The 17215-nt window shown below is 29.6% G+C and carries 19 protein-coding genes and 1 pseudogene; 6 read left to right on the top strand and 14 right to left on the bottom strand.

Translation table 11 applies throughout. From position 1 onward, the window contains the following. Positions 1-65 precede the first annotated feature (65 nt). Complete coding sequence (locus J2Z35_RS12400; RefSeq protein WP_209661718.1) at positions 66-755, bottom strand: HD domain-containing protein; 690 nt, start codon at positions 753-755, stop codon at positions 66-68. Between the two features lie 29 nt (positions 756-784). Continuing rightward, positions 785-1243 carry a hypothetical protein gene (locus J2Z35_RS12395; protein WP_209661717.1) on the bottom strand — a complete coding sequence of 153 codons (459 nt, stop codon included), beginning with the start codon at positions 1241-1243 and terminating at the stop codon, positions 785-787. Positions 1244-1391: 148 nt separating this feature from the next. Between J2Z35_RS12395 and J2Z35_RS12390 the strand changes: the two genes are divergently transcribed. Together J2Z35_RS12390 and J2Z35_RS12385 are read left to right on the top strand one after the other, a co-directional pair. After that, the gene (locus tag J2Z35_RS12390) at positions 1392-1535 is read left to right on the top strand and encodes a hypothetical protein (protein ID WP_209661716.1); all 144 of its coding nucleotides are present in this window, start codon (positions 1392-1394) and stop codon (positions 1533-1535) included. A gap of 33 nt (positions 1536-1568) precedes the next feature. Then, entirely contained in the window at positions 1569-1811 is a 243-nt protein-coding gene (locus J2Z35_RS12385) for a transposase (protein WP_209661733.1), read from the top strand. 98 nt (positions 1812-1909) lie between these two features. Here J2Z35_RS12385 and J2Z35_RS12380 read toward each other — a convergent pair whose 3' ends face one another. The 4 genes from J2Z35_RS12380 to J2Z35_RS12365 all read right to left on the bottom strand — a co-directional run bounded on the left by J2Z35_RS12380 (position 1910) and on the right by J2Z35_RS12365 (position 5485). Beyond that, entirely contained in the window at positions 1910-2707 is a 798-nt protein-coding gene (locus J2Z35_RS12380; RefSeq protein WP_209661715.1) for a hypothetical protein, read from the bottom strand. Between the two features lie 274 nt (positions 2708-2981). Then, complete coding sequence (locus J2Z35_RS12375; RefSeq protein ID WP_209661714.1) at positions 2982-3740, bottom strand: hypothetical protein; 759 nt, start codon at positions 3738-3740, stop codon at positions 2982-2984. Between the two features lie 375 nt (positions 3741-4115). Further along, on the bottom strand, positions 4116-4625 hold the full coding sequence (locus J2Z35_RS12370) for a GNAT family N-acetyltransferase (RefSeq protein ID WP_209661713.1): 510 nt from the start codon (positions 4623-4625) through the stop codon (positions 4116-4118). Between the two features lie 41 nt (positions 4626-4666). Next, complete coding sequence (locus J2Z35_RS12365; RefSeq protein WP_245330895.1) at positions 4667-5485, bottom strand: GNAT family N-acetyltransferase; 819 nt, start codon at positions 5483-5485, stop codon at positions 4667-4669. A gap of 377 nt (positions 5486-5862) precedes the next feature. Between J2Z35_RS12365 and J2Z35_RS12360 the strand changes: the two genes are divergently transcribed. The 3 genes from J2Z35_RS12360 to J2Z35_RS12350 all read left to right on the top strand — a co-directional run bounded on the left by J2Z35_RS12360 (position 5863) and on the right by J2Z35_RS12350 (position 7876). Then, positions 5863-6363, top strand: a complete 501-nt coding sequence (locus J2Z35_RS12360) for a GNAT family N-acetyltransferase (protein WP_209661711.1) — start codon at positions 5863-5865, stop codon at positions 6361-6363. Between the two features lie 10 nt (positions 6364-6373). Continuing rightward, positions 6374-7348 (top strand): TIM barrel protein, encoded by a 975-nt coding sequence (locus J2Z35_RS12355; RefSeq protein WP_209661710.1) that lies wholly within the window; start codon positions 6374-6376, stop codon positions 7346-7348. Between the two features lie 84 nt (positions 7349-7432). Then, positions 7433-7876 carry a DUF305 domain-containing protein gene (locus J2Z35_RS12350; RefSeq protein ID WP_209661709.1) on the top strand — a complete coding sequence of 148 codons (444 nt, stop codon included), beginning with the start codon at positions 7433-7435 and terminating at the stop codon, positions 7874-7876. Between the two features lie 155 nt (positions 7877-8031). Here the strand turns inward: J2Z35_RS12350 and J2Z35_RS12345 are convergent, their stop codons facing one another. From J2Z35_RS12345 to J2Z35_RS12310, 8 genes and pseudogenes are all read right to left on the bottom strand, one after another. Further along, positions 8032-9060, bottom strand: coding sequence for an asparaginase (locus J2Z35_RS12345; protein WP_330623466.1), 1029 nt, complete (start codon positions 9058-9060; stop codon positions 8032-8034). Between the two features lie 109 nt (positions 9061-9169). After that, complete coding sequence (gene tnpB, locus J2Z35_RS12340) at positions 9170-10258, bottom strand: IS200/IS605 family element RNA-guided endonuclease TnpB (RefSeq protein ID WP_209661708.1); 1089 nt, start codon at positions 10256-10258, stop codon at positions 9170-9172. 9 nt (positions 10259-10267) lie between these two features. Continuing rightward, positions 10268-10612, bottom strand: a pseudogene (gene tnpA / locus J2Z35_RS12335) (IS200/IS605 family transposase). Positions 10613-10626: 14 nt separating this feature from the next. After that, complete coding sequence (locus J2Z35_RS12330; RefSeq protein ID WP_209661707.1) at positions 10627-11640, bottom strand: sensor histidine kinase; 1014 nt, start codon at positions 11638-11640, stop codon at positions 10627-10629. Beyond that, entirely contained in the window at positions 11637-12308 is a 672-nt protein-coding gene (locus J2Z35_RS12325) for a response regulator transcription factor (RefSeq protein ID WP_209661706.1), read from the bottom strand. Before J2Z35_RS12325 ends, J2Z35_RS12330 begins: the two co-directional genes overlap by 4 nt. A 181-nt stretch (positions 12309-12489) precedes the next feature. After that, on the bottom strand, positions 12490-14019 hold the full coding sequence (locus J2Z35_RS12320) for an FtsX-like permease family protein (RefSeq protein WP_209661705.1): 1530 nt from the start codon (positions 14017-14019) through the stop codon (positions 12490-12492). Further along, complete coding sequence (locus J2Z35_RS12315) at positions 14009-14776, bottom strand: ABC transporter ATP-binding protein (protein WP_209661704.1); 768 nt, start codon at positions 14774-14776, stop codon at positions 14009-14011. The genes J2Z35_RS12320 and J2Z35_RS12315 overlap by 11 nt, the downstream gene beginning before the upstream one ends. Positions 14777-15078: 302 nt before the next feature. Next, positions 15079-16053, bottom strand: coding sequence for a hypothetical protein (locus J2Z35_RS12310; RefSeq protein WP_245330894.1), 975 nt, complete (start codon positions 16051-16053; stop codon positions 15079-15081). 391 nt (positions 16054-16444) lie between these two features. Between J2Z35_RS12310 and J2Z35_RS12305 the strand changes: the two genes are divergently transcribed. Next, complete coding sequence (locus tag J2Z35_RS12305; protein WP_209661703.1) at positions 16445-17074, top strand: DUF5714 domain-containing protein; 630 nt, start codon at positions 16445-16447, stop codon at positions 17072-17074. The last annotated feature ends 141 nt before the right edge of the window (positions 17075-17215 follow it).

Here is a 17215-nt window from a genome sequence, read left to right as displayed (position 1 = left end):
AACATCCTTAATAATCTAAATTTAATATAGTATCTATCTCCATAAATTAATTGTTTTGATTTTATTTAATTATCTTCGAATATCTTCGCACTTTCTATTTCAATCTTAAGACTTTCAAAGTATTCATTCATAAGCCTTGCTCTTTCTTTTCCAAGTTCTTTCCCTTTTTCCGTATACAGTTTTTTAGATATATTTTTTAGTTTTAATTCATATTCCATAAATGGAGTATGTTCTGACATTTTTTTCAATCTGCCATTTTCTACTGTATTGGATTGTAAATAACTATCCATATTTTCATTTAAAATTAATCTTTGACCGAACTGCCCTGCCAACATAAAAGTCCTTGCAATTCCAGTTGCTCCAATAGCATCTAGCTTGTCCGCATCAAAAAGTATTTTAGCCTCTATTGACTTAGGCTCATTTCCTGTTCTGAATCTATGGGTTTTTATGCAGTGCTTTATGTTTTTGATTTTCTCTTCATCATATTCCAATCTTATTAATATTTCCTCTGCCAGATCGCTTCCCAGCTCTGCATGATCGATTTTTCCCGTAACATCTTCACTCTCTTCAACCCTAGCTATATCGTGAAGCAGTGCAGAAGGTATCAGGATTTCTAAATCAACATTTTCTTCATAATCAGCAATAAGTAAGCAGAGATTATGTACCCTGAGTACATGGTCTAAGCTATGGGCTGAGCAAGTTAGTTTTTCTTGGACAATTTCTAGAATTTTTTTATGCTTTTCTTCTTTAATCATAATTATCTACTTCCTCTTTTCTTGATATATTAAGGACTGCTCAAAAATACATTTGATATTTTTCCAGAATACTCTAGCTTTACTATTGATACAGTATCTGGAAACTCTATAGCTTCTGTATCATCAGTTGTATGCTTTATCATTATGCCACTTCCATAGGCTTCATCTTTTACTACTTCTATTATCCTAGGTATTTCAGTAATTTCATCACTATTTTCTTTGCTAGTAATAATATACACATATTTTTCTTTTCCCATATCTATCTGTCCGCTAGATACTATGGTGCTATTTGAAGAATCATTCGCGCTTTCATCTTCTCTTTCACTTATTATTTTAAGGTTTTCTACTATCAAATCTTGAACCTCTTTTGGAGTTTCTTCAAAGGAAAGTATTTCATAGCCAAATTCCTCTTCATTACTGCAACCAGCTAAAAATATACTCATAAATACTAGTACTATTAGACTCAAAACTAAATATTTTTTTCTCATATTCTCCCCCTGTTCTTTTTAAATGCTTAAAATATATATTTTCTATTTATACTAATTTTACCAGTTTTTGTAATTGTTGTATAACTTTTGCCAAAGTCTATTACAATTCCTATCTATCTTTTAAAGTGTGAATTATCTCTGGTTTTATATGAAAAGGCTAATCAATCTTGTAAATTTTGGCCCTACATTAGATAAATTTAATAATGAACATGAAGACTTAGAGAATTTTTTAATAACCCACCAAATTGATGGCGTAGAGCTTATGCTTTATGAAGAAGATATAAAAGTATAATGTTCACATAGAGTTGGACACAGTTTCCCAAAAATAAGTTATGATATATGTATTAGTAGACAAAGAAGAAATTGGACCCCAGAAGAAAAAGTAGCCGTTGTATTGGAAATTATTAGAGAAGAAAGTATACTAGCTGAAATTTCAAGAAAGTATGAAATCGCACAACCTGTGTTGAGTCGTTGGAAAGCTGAATTTTTTGAGAATATGGCAACCTTATTCGATAAAAAAGGTGAATCAGTTTTCCGTGTTTACGACGTCTCTGAACCAGGCCCATAAATAGACCGCCTTGGCGGAACTTCGTTCCCGGTGAAGGGATGTTGTGCTCTGACCTTGCCTTAAAAGCCTGCTTCTAGCACCTTTACGCAAAAACATTGTTATATGTTGTAATTCACAGAACGTAGTATTAGTGCCACCGCAATAATAATTAACACAAATATAACTCCCCAAAATCTAAGGTTATTTTTTAATGTAAAATTAGTGGTAGTTCTATTGATTACATTATTTAGCAAATAAAACATACAATATAAAGTCATTAATAAAGATACATTTACTGCTATTAATGTTCCAATGTAAAGTAAAACATCCTCAATTAGAACTTCCCCAAGGAACTTAATAGTTCCCAAGTTGATACCAATTATTGAAAATACAGTTATTAATATAGTCATTATAGTTAAAATGTGTGAATTGAAATTATTAATTATTCCTTTATGTTGTTCTATTTCTTCCTTAAGATTGATAATGTCATTTTTAAAGTTATTTATTTCATCAATTGTTTCTTTATTTTTATTCAAAAGATATGAATTGATGGCTAGCATACCGTATTTTGATATACAACTTTTATCTTTTTCGCCTTGCTTTAGCATTTCTATAGTAATTTCGTTTAGTCTATCATTGATGTTGAGTATGCTACCCGCAGAAGGTATATTAGACATAAAATAAAATTTTTCATTTATTAAATCTAAATAGCCAAACCTAAATAGATTTTTCAGTTCCAAATAAAAGTAATCTTCTTCAACTTCTAAGTGTTTTCTTATCTTTTCGTGTAGATGATAGCTTTTATGCTCTGAATCAGTAATATAGTTTAAGTCTTCAGTCCATGATTCAGCAAAGGCGAATAGTATTCTTTTCTGCAATTCATTCAGTTTTTCAACCTTCTGTTTTTCAAGTTCCATTTATTGCATCCCCCTATACTTGATAGTGAATTATTACATATAACGTTCCCGGTATTCCCGACGTGCCCGTCATTAGCGCAAGACTTGCCCCTCCTGCAACAGCAACACATCCCTAACTGCAAGTCTTGTGACAAAAGGCATGTGGTGCAGCTCGCCCCAAAGTTCAGCTACACCGCACCCTTGTGGGAATGCTCGTGTTAGACGATGTGGCTATCAATCGTATACTATATCGATTTTCATCTTAAATATTCTATAAAGATTAAAGGATAATAGCCTATTTGTTTGCTGAATCATAAAATCTGAAATAGCTATCTCTGAGTTCAAAAGCAATATTTGCAATTGTCTCGAATGCCAAATTAATAAATTCATAATTAAGTTTAAACTCTTCCTCATTGTTATTCTCATATAATTTCAAAAGTTCACTTTTTATATAATTTGAGATATTTTTCCCTAAATTATGTATATATTTATTGCGAATGTTCCTCATTAGCTCTAATCTATGCCATGTTTCCTTTTCTATTGAAACATTCAATCCACAACCTTTATCTAAAAAGTACAAATATTTATCTATATAAGACATTCGTTTCTCAATCTTAAATTCTTTATTTAAGGTTTTTGCTACATCATTAGTAACTTCGCTTAATAATGTTTCTAGTAAACTAAATAGATTTGCTAATATTGCAGAATAGTGTTGTTCTTGAAAATAATTCTTATCAGAAAGAAGTTGCTCCCCCCCCAAATCAATTTCCTCTGCATAGTTATTATTTTGTTCTAAATCAACATAATATTTTTCAAAGTTTTTGATATATTCATTTATAAACCTATCGGTGTATTCAAAATATCTCTGTAAACTTTGCATTCTATAGGAAAACTCCCAGAAAAAATCAAAAAATATATCTCCAGGATCAAAATACGGTTCAAGTAAAAAATTAAATTCAGCATTAAATTTTGAATCCTTTTTACTATTAATTATTTCTTGTATCTCTTTCTCACTAAGAAAAATAAATTCATCATCTAAATTATTTTTTTTCATTTAATTGCCTCCATACTGAAGTAAAACCTACTTCTAAAATTTTACCATTAGAACCGTTTCGTCTAACGTCTTATTTCCGACACTCAGTTCACTTTCTCTCCCATTTCAGTAGGTATTTGCGAACCTTGGTTCGGTAATATCGACTTCTTTCTGTAACAATGCAGAGTCCCTTTTCTTTATTCTTCCAACAACATATCCAACGGACTCTGAATTTTTCTAAGGCTCTTATTGCTCACATGCGTGTATATTTCAGTTCTTTAGGATATCTTAGTCCTATTGAATACAAGGCAATGCTGTCCGAGAAAAAGTTGTCCTAATAAGTGTTGACAATCCATTCTTTAAACGTATATACATTTAAAGAATTTTCTTGGAATTTTAACCCAAATTTAACTCATAATAATCTAAAACTCCTCCAAACATTTCCTTTTGTCCTTTGAAATCAAAGTTGAGCTTGGACAATACTTTTTTAGATGATAGATTTTCTGGATATACAACTGCAACTATTTTTTCATCTTTAAATCTATCTCTATAATAATTTATAAATTCGATTCCTATCTCAGTTGCGTAACCCTTGTTCCATTCTTCATAAGCTATTGCGTAAAGATACTCAAAACAACCTAGATTAGGAGCATAATTAACACCAACCTGCCCAATCAGACTTCCATTTTCTTTTGAAACAACAGCTAAAACACCTCTCCCTTCTTCCCGAAATTTATTCTTGAAATATAGCATTATTCTTTTTGCATCATCTATACTCTTCTTTTTTCTATCCCCTAGCCATTTATGTACATTATCGTTGCTAATCAATTTAAAATATTCTCCAATGTCATCTTCTTTAAATTCTCTAATTATAAGTCTTTCAGTTTCTATTATTATATTCTCCATTAAACTTCACCACCCATATTAGTATTTATTTTACTAGTCACTTATAGAGTTAAATACATCTCATATTGAGCTATATTGTCCTTTTTAAAGTTATTTCTCTTTAAAAATCCTTCTAGGTTTGAGTTATTTGGAAATCCTATATTTAGTTTTTCTAATTCATTTTCTTTTATCGCTCTATTAAGTAAATCTCTTCCAATACCCTTGTTTCTATACGTAGATTTAACCCATATAAAAAATATTTTTCCATTTTGGTTTAAGCTAAGTGCACCTACTAATGCATCACCTTCATAAGCTCCATAATAAATTAGGCTTGGAATCTTATCCATATAATCAAAATCATTTTGCCAATTTATATGTATATCTTTAATATAATTTTCTACACTTCTAATCTTTGGAAACTCTATTTTTTTAATTTCTAAATCCACTCTAGACTCATTATTAAAGCTAGAATTCAAGTCACATGTAAAATATTTAATATCATAGACTTTTTCGTAACCAAATTTTTCATAAAATTTTATCGCTCTATCGTTTCCTACTATAACTTCTAGGAATAATTGTTTGCATTCTTTGTCTATAGCTAATTTCTTATGCAGCCTAAAAAGTTCATCGCTTATTCCAAGTCCTCTATGTGAAGGAATGACGCAAAGAGTTCCACACCTTAGAGTCTTAAGACCTTCGTAATTTTTGAGTCCTCCTAATATTACTCCCACTGGTGTTTCTTTATCGTAGGCTATAAAGGAATTTTCCAATTGATTTCCTTCTGGTCCAAAAAATCTTTCAATAAATACCTCTTTGGATATATCAAATTTTATAAAATAATCGGAAAACCCTATATTAAAAGCTTCATAAATATGTTCCATACTAACATCCTTGCAATTTCTATAAGATATCATCCAAGACCCTCTTTTCTTAATATATTAAGGACTACTCAAAAATACATTCGATATTTTTCCAGAAGACTCATCAGCTTTCTCATATTCTCCCCCTGTTCCTATTAAATGATTCATATTATCCATTCTTTATTTATACTAATTTTACCAGTTTTTGCAATCATTGTATAACTTTTGTCAAAGTCTATCACAATTCCCATCCATATTTTGATGAACTAGTATATAATGGTGAAGTACCATATTATATCTTCTAATTTAACCTAAATTTTAGTTTATTAATCTTAATCGAATATGTTTTTTAAATAACAAATCCAAGATTTTATTAAATAATAAAAGGAGACTACATAATGAATCAAAAACCTATATTTTTAGATGGCAAAGAAAAACACATATCTGAGGTTCTTAAGCTTAATGAAGAGTTAGTTCATTTTCTATCTCCCCTAGATGAAATATCTTTGAAAAACCTTGTAGATATGTCTGAAATGTTTAAAGTTGTAGAAGTAAATGGAGAAGTGGCTGCATTTTTGATTGCAGTAAGGGAAGAAAAGGAATATAAAAGTGTAAATTATCTATGGTTTTCTAAAAACTACGATAGATTCCTATATATCGATAGAGTGGTTGTATCTGAAAAGTATCAAGGAATGGGAATCGGTAAATTAATCTATAATGAAGTATTTTCCCATGCGAAAAATACAGGTATTGATAAAATCACAGCTGAAATAGATATAAAACCAGAAAATCCAGTATCTCTTAAATTTCATAAAAGATTTGGATTTAAAGAAGTTGGAAAACAGCTTGTATCCGATGGTAAAAAAGAAGTTTCCCTGCAAGCATTAGAAATAATATAAGGTCTCTTTAATGAAAAAACTAATTAACCTTGCAAACTTTGGCCCTACAGTAGAAAAATTTAATAATGAACATGAAGACTTAGAGAATTTTTTAATAAACCATCAAATTGACGGGGTAGAGCTAATGCTTTACGAAGAAGATATAAAAGTAAATAAGGATATAGTTCATGGACTTCACCTTAGGACTTGGTCATATTGGATGGACTTTTGGAAGGGCAATAATGAAGGACTACTTCATAACCTAATTACAAAAGATAATGTTTTTGATATGTATAATGGTTCAGATTATAGATCACTTGTAGATTGGTACAAAAAAGAGTTTGAAATAGCAAAATCATTAAATGCAAGATATATGGTGATGCATATTGCAGATATGGATATTCATGATATATATACAGGGGGATATAGGTATACTGATGAGGAGATTGTAGATGCATCAATAGAATTAATCAATACTGTATTTACAGAAGATAGCGATACTTTCCTTTTATTTGAAAATATGTGGGGACCTGGCCTCAGATTTGATAAGCCAGATTTAATGAAAAAAATCTTTGAGAATGTTAACTATAAAAATAAGGGATTTTTATTTGACCTATCTCATTTTGCCCTAGCTAAAGATAATATTTTTTCTTTAGATGAGCTTAAATCTTCTATAAAAAATACTCTTAATAATATGGGAGATTTAAAAAATATGATATATGGTGTACATATATCATCCTGTAGCCTAGAAAACAGCGTTGATAAAATGAGGAAAACATTTAATTATAAAAGCCCAATACTAGCAAGCTCTTTAGAAGAAAGATATATTCATAATTTAAATACAGTAGGCACTTTGGATGCTCACAGACCTTTTGAAGATAGGATTTTAAAGGAAATTATTGACCTTATTTCTCCAGAATTCGTAGTTTACGAATTCTTATCTTCGTCTAAGGAAACACTTTCTGAGTGGATTAATGTTCAAAATTCTTTTATGAACTCTAAATAAGCTACTAATTTGACAATTTGAATATTAGATTCAATACCGGGTATGGATTAAATAGAGATATTTAATAATTTAAGGAGGAGCATTATGAAACCTTATACCAGATTCGGCTTAATGATTTTAACATCTACAACTATTATGCATGGTCTTATGTACTTAAATAATTATAGTTTTGATCATGTTTTTTTTAGTGCGACTCGATTCTACATGACTCTTATAATGGGAGCTACTATGGCTGTAGTCATGCTAGCGTTTATGCTTCATATGTTGGAAAATCGTGCTTATAATATTGCTATTTTAATTGTAAGTGCAGTTATATTCGCATCATCTTTATTCTTAGTTCGTAGCCAAACTTTAGTTGACGATGTTGCCTATATGAAGGGTATGATTCCCCATCACTCTATCGCAATTTTAACCAGTGAACGAGCTAAAATAACTGACCCTAGAGTACAAAAACTTGCCCAAGAGATAATCGAAGCCCAAAAAGAAGAAATAGCTGAAATGAAGCGTTTAATCGAGGAGTTGGAATAAAAAATATTATTTTCATACAAAAGAGTTCTATTTTAATTTAAATAGAACTCTTTTTATTGCGATTGCAAGAAAGTTTTTATGACCAATTCCCAGCCTTTATTTCCTTTAATATGGGGGATTTCCTATATTCTGAATATATAAATGTGTACAATTTATCAATATTCTTTTTTCAAATGAAAACATGGCTCTATTTGTCCTACCTCTGTCCCTAAGTTATTTATATTTTTTTGACTTATGAATCTACTTAGCTTTTCAAGTTCTTCATTATCTAGGATTTCCAAATCTTCTAAACATCTCATTACTGCAGGGTTTATGGCTCTATAATAATTTCCATCCTCTATCTTTACTGCAAGTCCAATCCCTTTTTCTTTTACTCCAATGCAGAAAACTCCTTCTGCTCCTAATTTTCCTATTAACTTTCCATTTGTATTTTTTATTAGTTCAGTGCAAAAGCCCCCTGTTCCTGCAACCATCTCAGGTGCATTGTTCATAGCAGTAAATATTTTTTCACATCCTTCTTTTACATTTTTCTCTAGAGAATTAGGATTAGCAAGCTTTGCATAACCAAGAGCCATATTGTAAATTGGCATTGCGTGAACAGGTACACTGCACCCGTCTACTCCAAGTTTGATGTCCTCAGGTTCTATCTCACACATCATAGATATGACCTTTAAGATATCTTGTTCTACAGGATGCTTATCTTCTGTATAACCCCCCAAATCATAACCTTTTGCAATGCATGAAGCAAGTATGCCGCAATGCTTTCCTGAGCAATCATTATTCGCCTGATTGATGATATGGTTTTCTTTGAGCTGTATCTGTGCATATTCAGGCTTTATGGATAGGGTTTTTCCGCAGTTTAAATCCTCCATTTTCAATCCTATTTTTTCCAGCATATTCTCTATTACTTTTTTATGGAAATCTTCTCCATAGTGAGATGCACACATGATTGATAGCTCTTCATCAGTAAACTCAAACTTATTTTGTGCTCCACTTAAAAACACATTTATTGTCTGAAGAGGTTTTGCTGCTGATCTTATATAAGTATATTTGTATGGATCCCCTATAAAGTACAGTATCTCACCGCTTGTATTTACAACCACTGCATCTCCCCTATGAATTGATTCTACAACAGGTCCTCTTGATACTCTAACTAACGGCTCAGACAGTGAACTACCCTCCACTTTCGCTATGCTTAGAAGTGGGGGGCTTCTTGGTCAATATAGCTAATGCTACAAGTTTACCCAAGCTCTAAGGACAATTTCCTGCCCCGATTAGCTACATATCTTGTATTTACATAGCTAATTTTAGTAAGTTTAGACTTGCATTATAATCTCTATCAATTTCTAAGCCACATATTTGGCAATGATAGGTTCTACATGACAAATCCTTTGTTTGACTTGATTTATTACCACACTCAGAACAAAGTTGACTACTGGCATAGTTAGATGGTGCTATTATTATTTCTCTACCATACCAATTAGCTTTATATTCTACTATCGTTCTAAACTCTGACCATGATACTTCTGATATTGCTTTAGCTAGTTTGTGATTTTTAAGCATATTGCTAACTTTCAAATCTTCTAAGATTATTACTTGGTTTTCATTGATAATTTTAGAAGATAATTTGTGTAGAAAGTCTTTACGTTGATTAGCTATTTTCTCATGTAATTTTGCTATTTTTAATCTTGCTTTTGCTCTGTTTCTGCTACCTTTTTTCTTTCTTGATAAGTCTTTTTGTAGCTTTTTTAATCGCTTTTCTGATTTTCTTAACCATTTTGGATTTTCATACCTTTCTCCATCACTGCAAATAGCAAACTCTTTTAATCCAACATCTATGCCTATTTTCCTATCTAGCTTAGGTAACTGCTTTATCTCTGTTTCTACTAGGATAGATACAAAATATTTACCACTTGGCACTTGTGAAATAGTACAGGACTTAATCAATCCTTCAAACTGTCTATGTTGTTTTATCTTAATCATTGACTTTAGTTTTGGTATTTTTATATAACCATTTTCAATATACACAGTACCTTTTTGATTATTTGTTGTGAAACTATGATAATTTGTCTTTTTACTTTTGAATTTTGGAAAGCCAACTGATTTATCTCTAAAGAAATTCTTATATGCTTTATCTAAATTTAATTGAGCATTAGCTAATGCCAGACTATCAACTTCCTTTAACCAAGGAAATTCGGGTTTATATTGTGCAGGTGTAAGATATTTTATATTTTTAATATCTAAGTCCTTGTTTTCTTCATAGGATTTAATTCTATCAGCTAACATTTGATTATAGATAAATCTAACACATCCAAATGTTTTAGCTAAATATATCTTTTGTTCTTGGTTTGGATAAATCCTATATTTATAAGCCTTTAGCACAATATCACCTCATTTCATTCCTTGATTTTCAATATACTTTCTAATTATATCTATTAGTGCTCCACCAGTTGTCATAAGACAATAACTTCTACTCCAAAAATACTCTTTCCATAACTGTTTTTTGATTTGTGGAAACTCTTTTTTTACAAGTCTACTACTAGCACTTTTATAAGCATTAACGAGCTTTGATATATCAGTATTGGGCGAACCTCTAAAAAGTAAATGTACATGGTCTTTATAGTGTTTCCATTCTTCTAAAAGAACATTGTATTTAGGACATATATTTTCAAATATTTCCCTTAGTCTATCTTATATTTTATCATCTATAACATTTCTTCGGTACTTTATAACCATTATTAAATTTTTTCTTAATTAAGCAATGACATTTCTGAAAGCGGAAATATAATTGTAACTTTAGTACCTTTATTTATTTGAGAGCTAATGCTAATTTTTAATCCTAACTTAGAGCATAGCTTCTCACACAAATAAAGTCCCATACCAGTACTTTGTCTAATTCTTCTTCCATTTTCACCAGTAAATCCTTTTTCAAACACTCTATTAATATCTTGATCTACAATCCCTATTCCATTATCCTCTATTATCAAAGCTACTGAATTAGAATCTTTTACTGAATGTATTTTTATCAGTGCATTATCATTAATAGAATACTTAATCGAATTTCCTATTATTTGATTAATGATGAATTCAACCCATTTTCCATCACTATAAACAATTACATCAACATCTTGTATCTCTATTTTGATTTTTTTTTGAATGAAATCTCTATAATTTCTTTTAATCACTTTTCTTACTACATTGTCTAACTCCATAGATTTAATAATATAGTCTCTATCTACATTATTGCTCCTTGAATAATAAAGAACTTGCTCAACAAATTCATTTATTTTATCCACTTGATAATCTATTTTACTTGTAACTTCATTTTGATTATTTTCAATTATAAGTTTGGTAGATGCTATCGGGGTTTTTATTTCATGTACCCAGGTTTCTATATACTCTCTATATTCTAGCTGTATATCCCTATAATATTTTACATTCTCATGCATATCTCTACTTACGCATTTGAGTATATAATTTAATTTTTTACCATGAATATAATTCGTTTGTTTTATTAGCTCTGGAAGTAAGTATTTTTTATCCAAACCATCCAATATATTGTCTATCTCACTATAATATTTTTTAGCATTTATGAATTCTAAAATCATATAAAAGGTCAATGGGGCAAACCAAATAAAAAAAAGAAAACCAATAATTAAACTATTAGTATCCATAGAAAGTAATATAACTGCAAAAATTAAAAATATTAGTAGATTGAATATTAGTATTGTAGATTTATCTTTAATAAATTCAAATATTTTCATTTTATTATATAACCTAGTCCCCTTCTAGTTTCTATTAAATCCTGTATTCCTATATCATCTAGTTTTTTTCTTAATCTATTAATATTTACCGTCAATGTGCTATCATCTACAAAAAAATCTGATTTCCAAAGATATTCCATTAAAGCATCTCTTTTTACTATAATCCCTTTGTGATTTATCAAATAAGAAAGAATTTTTATTTCATTTTTTGTTAGCTCTAGCTCTGAATTCTTATATTCTAATGTAGCACTAGCCAAATTTAGTTTTATATCATTATAAGTTAGGATATTGCTGCTTTTGGTTTCCCCGTATGCTCTTTTGAGTACGTTCATTATTCTAGCTAACAATATATCTGTATTGTATGGTTTTGTAACGAAATCATCTGCACCAAGGTTCATACTCATAAGTTCATCCACTTCACTATCTCTACTTGTAACAATAATAATAGGAACATCCGAGGTTTTTCTTATTTCCCTGCATATATAATATCCATCAAAAACTGGTAAGTTGACGTCTAACAATATGAGATGCGGGCTTTCATTTATAACATATTGTAGTATGTTGTCAAAATCTGAAGGGGCGCTTACTTCATACCCATACTTTTCCAAAAAGCTTTGTAATTCTGCTCTTATTACTTGATCATCTTCAATAATAATTATTTTTTTCATTAAAAAGCTCCTCTAGAAATTTTCTGATTATTTAAATCATTCTAGCAAATATTCATTTTTAAAACAACACAAAGCTAATACATGAATTTTATTGTGTTCACAGCAAAAATTCCTCTCTAAGTATCTTAAGGAGGAATTTTTGTTTTAGTTGGGATAATAAACTATTGATTATACTTATTATTTATCCACTAAAATCTCTATTTTGTACTACATTTTTATATCCTGTAAAAGTCAAATAAAAATATCCTCCATATACAACCAAAAATATTGCGGCTGTTGATAGTGCTGAAAATTGAATGTCCGATTCTTGAAATGCACTTAAAAAACTATCTACTACCTTTATTCCTACTATAGAATGGCTGAAGGCAAGAACTATTGGAAGTGTAAAGTATATAAATGTTTGAATAAATATAGTTTTTTCAATCATTTTCTCACTTGCTCCAATTTTTCTTAGAGCTGTGTATCTGTCAATGCTATCGCTAGCCTCTGATAGTTGCTGAATTGCCAAAACAGCCATACTTGTAATTAGAAAAATAATCCCTATATACATTCCTACAAATAATATTATTGTCGTTAACCCTTTGCTATTTTGATATTCTCCATCTTTTGTTATCCCTACTATATTTAAAAAGTCTTTTTCTTTATCGGTATTTTCAAAGACATTACGTTGTAGCTCATTATACTTTTTATTAAGCTCCTCTCTATTTTCACTTAAATAATTAACATTCAATACTGATTTCGTTATTTTGTGATTATCTAAAAACGAATCTTCTATAACTACTGTAAGAAAATTTGTAAATATAAAATCATTTTCAAGGTTTTTTGATATCACTTCATCATTTTTTACTGTATAAGATTTTTCTTTAAAAACAACTTGGTTATTTTCGTTAATCCTTTGTTCTATAGCTCTAATCAATTGATTATTGCTTGATAAAATAAGAATTTCATCAGATTTCATCTCTACTACTTCTTCTTTTTTAAATCTCATTATTTTGTTATAATCTGATTTTTTTATAAAATCTATTTTTCTATTATTAAAAATATTTTCTTGGTTTTCTAAAAAATCTTTAATTATTAAATCAGTCTCATATATGTCATAAGAAATATATTCTTCATCCCTTGTTATATTGAAATTATATCTATTCAACAGCTCCTCTACTTTATATTTTGAAACTATTCCTACATTGAAAAACATAACTAGTAAAAACATTACTGCAAAATAAACTATAGTTTTAAAGATAGCAAATACTGATATAGAAAATTGATAATCATTTGATGATAAATCAAATAATTTCAGAGTAAACATAGACAAACCTTGAGAGACACCAAAGCCTAAAACTAGTCCACTAGCTAAAGATAGTATTCCAACAATTAAAGTTTCTGTTAACAATATCTTTGAAATCTTTCTTTTCCCCATACCTAATATCATATATATCCCTAGTTCTTTTTTTCTCTTTTTAATCAAGAAATTGCTAGCATATAGTATTAGACTTCCTAATATAATAGAAACAAAGACTGATATTACTGATATGATTTTTACTAAATTAGATATTGATTGACTATTTGAAGATTTAAGTTCAATTAAAGCATTTTGAGATTCTATTGAGTTAAAGCTATAAAATATACATACAGCTAAAGTTAGGGTTAAAAAATATACAGAATAATCTTTAAAGCTTTTTCTGACATTCTTTATAGCAAGCTTAAAATACATTATTATCATCACCACCTAGAAGGGTTATTACTTCTATTATTTTATTAAAAAATTCTTTCCTAGAATCATTACCTTTGACAAGCTCATTGAAGATTTTCCCATCTTTTATAAAAAGAATTCTGTTTGCATAGCTAGCTGTAAATGCATCATGAGTTACCATTAATATTGTGGTTTCAAATTCTTGATTTAAGTTTTTAAACTTTTCAAGTACTAATCTAGATGATTTTGAATCTAATGCTCCAGTAGGTTCATCTGCCAATACTAGCTTTGGGTCTTTAACTATTGCTCTTGCAGTAGCAATTCTTTGTTTTTGCCCTCCAGACATCTCGTATGGGTATTTGAGCAGCTGGTTTTCTATTTCTAAGTATTTTGATACTGATTTTATCTTCCTATCTATATTTGAAGATTTTTCACCTTTGATAGTAAGTGCTAAAGCAATATTTTCATATCCTGTAAGAGTATCTAATAGATTAAAGTCCTGAAAAATAAATCCTAATTCATTTTGTCTAAATTGATCTAATGATTTTGGCTTTAACCTAGTTATATCAATGTTATTAATCATTATCTTACCTGTAGTTACCGTATCAATAGTTGATATGCAGTTAAGCATAGTAGTTTTCCCACTTCCTGATGGTCCCATTATTCCTACAAATTCCCCTTTTTGAACACTGAAACTAATATTATCTATGGCTTTAACTATATTCCCTTTATTTCCATAGTATTTTTCTATATTATCTACATTTAATATGTTTTCCATTTCAAATTCCCCTTTTCAATTCTATATTTTAGTTAATTTATTAATCTGGATATTGCTAAAAAGATATATAAGTGTGCTGGATAAAAAATATAAAGCAACTATTTCTGAGAAACTATATTATCCTTAACATAATTCTATAAAAATCTATTCCATATAGCCATCGATTTGAGTTTCATTAACATTACATTTTTGTTATCTTAGAATAAACTTATCAGTTCAATATTATAAACATATTCCATATACAAAAAACATCTCATTTTCTGAGATGTTTTTTATATTAGTAGATGTAGTAATTTTTAACTTTAGTGTATTGGCACAACTTCCTCTGCTTCAAATTCAATTTTATTAAATTTTTCTAAAATAATAAGTGCTTTAAGGCTTAGTACTCCAATCCATTCATTATACGCATCCCTTAAGTCTCCCTCATAAAAGCTAGTTCCCCAAGGAGGCTTAATCATATGTTTTTCGTTTAACTCCTTAATGAAAAAATGCAAGTTATCTTCTATCTTAGATTCCAAAATTCCAAATCTATTTCCCTTTAAACTACTAACAAAATCTAAAGGCATAGGAAGATAATCATTCCATTTTTCTATATCATACTCTATCAGCTGATCGATAGCTTGTATGATAGTTTTTTCTAGTCTCACCTTAAAATGTTCTGGTATATATTCATATAGCTTTATATAACAAAAAATCTCATGTTCCGAGTCATATTCCTCTTTGTCTTCTATTTTAGAGACTGCATATTCTAATAGATTCTCTAAATCTAGTTTCTTAACAAACTCCCTATACTTATATAAATATGCTAAAATCTCAGCCGTAGGGTTTCCCCAACTTCTATCTATTAATGTCATATTAAGTTCTTCATCATAATTCCACCAAGGAGCATGAGGAAAATCATTTATTTTTCTTGTAGCTACAAACCATCCTTTTCTAGCACTATCAAATGCATTTTCTAGATATGAAATAGCTTCTTTTATCATTTTTTCAGCATTATTTTTTTCATTTTCAGTATCTGATTGACTATTTTCAATTTCTGATAATATTCTAAGTGCTATAGACGTTGCCATAGGTGAAGAATCTGGTAGCCTAAAATCTGATTCAAGTCCATGGCCAAATCCTCCATCATCATTTTGAAATTTTTTTAGTTCCTCAAGCACTAAACTGCTAGATTCACCCTTAAAACGAAAGTTAAACAAGCTTTTTCCGAGTGGTCTTGCGTAATGAAAAATTGATTTTTCAACCTCTTCAAATACTTCTTTAATTAAAATGTCCAAAATAATCCCCCTTCAATCACAACTGATTTTGTGAACTATATCCCTTATTTTCCAAATATAAGTATTAATTTTTAATTAATCAAGAAATAGATTTCTGAATTTTCTAATTCAATTATACTCAAAAAAAGGATCCTCTGTATATCCATAAAGAAAATCCATAAAAAAATTTATAGCTATCTTTTTTAAACTGATATAATGAATAGAGAACTGTTCATATCAGAAAAACCATATAAATTTGAAATTAATTTAGGAGATTATAATGGAAAATAAAATACATTCTAGTTGCTGAGCTCCAGTAGAAACTGCAGGTCTGCAGATACAAAGTAGGGAAAACTGTCTAATATGTAGTGAGGTTTTAGAGTATTATCAAACAGGAAAAGATCTTACATGTATGAAATGTAATAAAATGGAAAAAGGGTATGTGAATTGTCCTAATGGTCATTATGTATGTGATGACTGCCACGGAGAAGAGAGATTTGATGAGATTGTAAGTTTGATTTATAAGGCTGAGGGAATAAACCCATTTGTAATTGCTAATGAATTAATAAAAGAAAGTAATATTCCTATGCTAGGGTGTGAACATGCATGGATTGCAGCTGGTGCATTAACTATAGCTATTCGAAATGAAAAAACTATAAAAATCGAAAAAGAAGATATAGATGAAGCTCTTAATAGAACAAGAAAGCAGGCAATAGGAGCTTACTGCGGTCTTACTGGTGTATGTGGAATCGCTCCTGCTATAGGTAGTGTATATAGCATTATACTTGGTGCTGCATGTCCCAAAGATAAAGAAACATCAAACACCATGTACGTTGTAGCACAAGTAATAGAAGCTATATCAAAAGAAGCGGGACCTTGCTGTTGTAAAAACTTTGTATACAAAGCCTTAGATGTCGCATGTGAATATTCCTATGAGTATCTTAATGTGAAACTTGAACGTTCTCACGACTTTGTATGTGAAGATAGCAGCAGACATCCCCACGGATGTAGGAAAGACAAATGCAGTTATTATGAAGGATAATTAATTTTAAAAAGTCGCCCCGATTGATTTAGGCTACTCTTTAATTAAGCCCGAATTATTCATAAAAAAATAATTTAGGCTCTTAATTCAGAAATTAGAAAATTCCACAATAAAAGTTCTTAATTTTAGTTTTCTACTCAA

Source organism: Acetoanaerobium pronyense, from assembly GCF_017874355.1.
Classification (GTDB): Bacteria; Bacillota; Clostridia; order Peptostreptococcales; family Filifactoraceae; genus Acetoanaerobium; species Acetoanaerobium pronyense.
Note: the sequence above shows the minus strand (reverse complement) of the source record. Positions and strands in the feature narration are given on the sequence as shown.

Excerpts from the sequence above, each read along its gene's own strand:
- J2Z35_RS12400 (WP_209661718.1), bottom strand. The coding sequence starts at position 755 with ATGATTAAAGAAGAAAAGCATAAAAAAATTCTAGAAATTGTCCAAGAA.
- J2Z35_RS12395 (WP_209661717.1), bottom strand. The coding sequence starts at position 1,243 with ATGAGAAAAAAATATTTAGTTTTGAGTCTAATAGTACTAGTATTTATG.
- J2Z35_RS12390 (WP_209661716.1), top strand. The coding sequence starts at position 1,392 with ATGAAAAGGCTAATCAATCTTGTAAATTTTGGCCCTACATTAGATAAA.
- J2Z35_RS12380 (WP_209661715.1), bottom strand. The coding sequence starts at position 2,707 with ATGGAACTTGAAAAACAGAAGGTTGAAAAACTGAATGAATTGCAGAAA.
- J2Z35_RS12375 (WP_209661714.1), bottom strand. The coding sequence starts at position 3,740 with ATGAAAAAAAATAATTTAGATGATGAATTTATTTTTCTTAGTGAGAAA.
- J2Z35_RS12370 (WP_209661713.1), bottom strand. The coding sequence starts at position 4,625 with ATGGAGAATATAATAATAGAAACTGAAAGACTTATAATTAGAGAATTT.
- J2Z35_RS12365 (WP_245330895.1), bottom strand. The coding sequence starts at position 5,485 with ATGGAACATATTTATGAAGCTTTTAATATAGGGTTTTCCGATTATTTT.
- J2Z35_RS12360 (WP_209661711.1), top strand. The coding sequence starts at position 5,863 with ATGAATCAAAAACCTATATTTTTAGATGGCAAAGAAAAACACATATCT.
- J2Z35_RS12355 (WP_209661710.1), top strand. The coding sequence starts at position 6,374 with ATGAAAAAACTAATTAACCTTGCAAACTTTGGCCCTACAGTAGAAAAA.
- J2Z35_RS12350 (WP_209661709.1), top strand. The coding sequence starts at position 7,433 with ATGAAACCTTATACCAGATTCGGCTTAATGATTTTAACATCTACAACT.
- J2Z35_RS12330 (WP_209661707.1), bottom strand. The coding sequence starts at position 11,640 with ATGAAAATATTTGAATTTATTAAAGATAAATCTACAATACTAATATTC.
- J2Z35_RS12325 (WP_209661706.1), bottom strand. The coding sequence starts at position 12,308 with ATGAAAAAAATAATTATTATTGAAGATGATCAAGTAATAAGAGCAGAA.
- J2Z35_RS12320 (WP_209661705.1), bottom strand. The coding sequence starts at position 14,019 with ATGTATTTTAAGCTTGCTATAAAGAATGTCAGAAAAAGCTTTAAAGAT.
- J2Z35_RS12315 (WP_209661704.1), bottom strand. The coding sequence starts at position 14,776 with ATGGAAAACATATTAAATGTAGATAATATAGAAAAATACTATGGAAAT.
- J2Z35_RS12305 (WP_209661703.1), top strand. The coding sequence starts at position 16,445 with ATGAAATGTAATAAAATGGAAAAAGGGTATGTGAATTGTCCTAATGGT.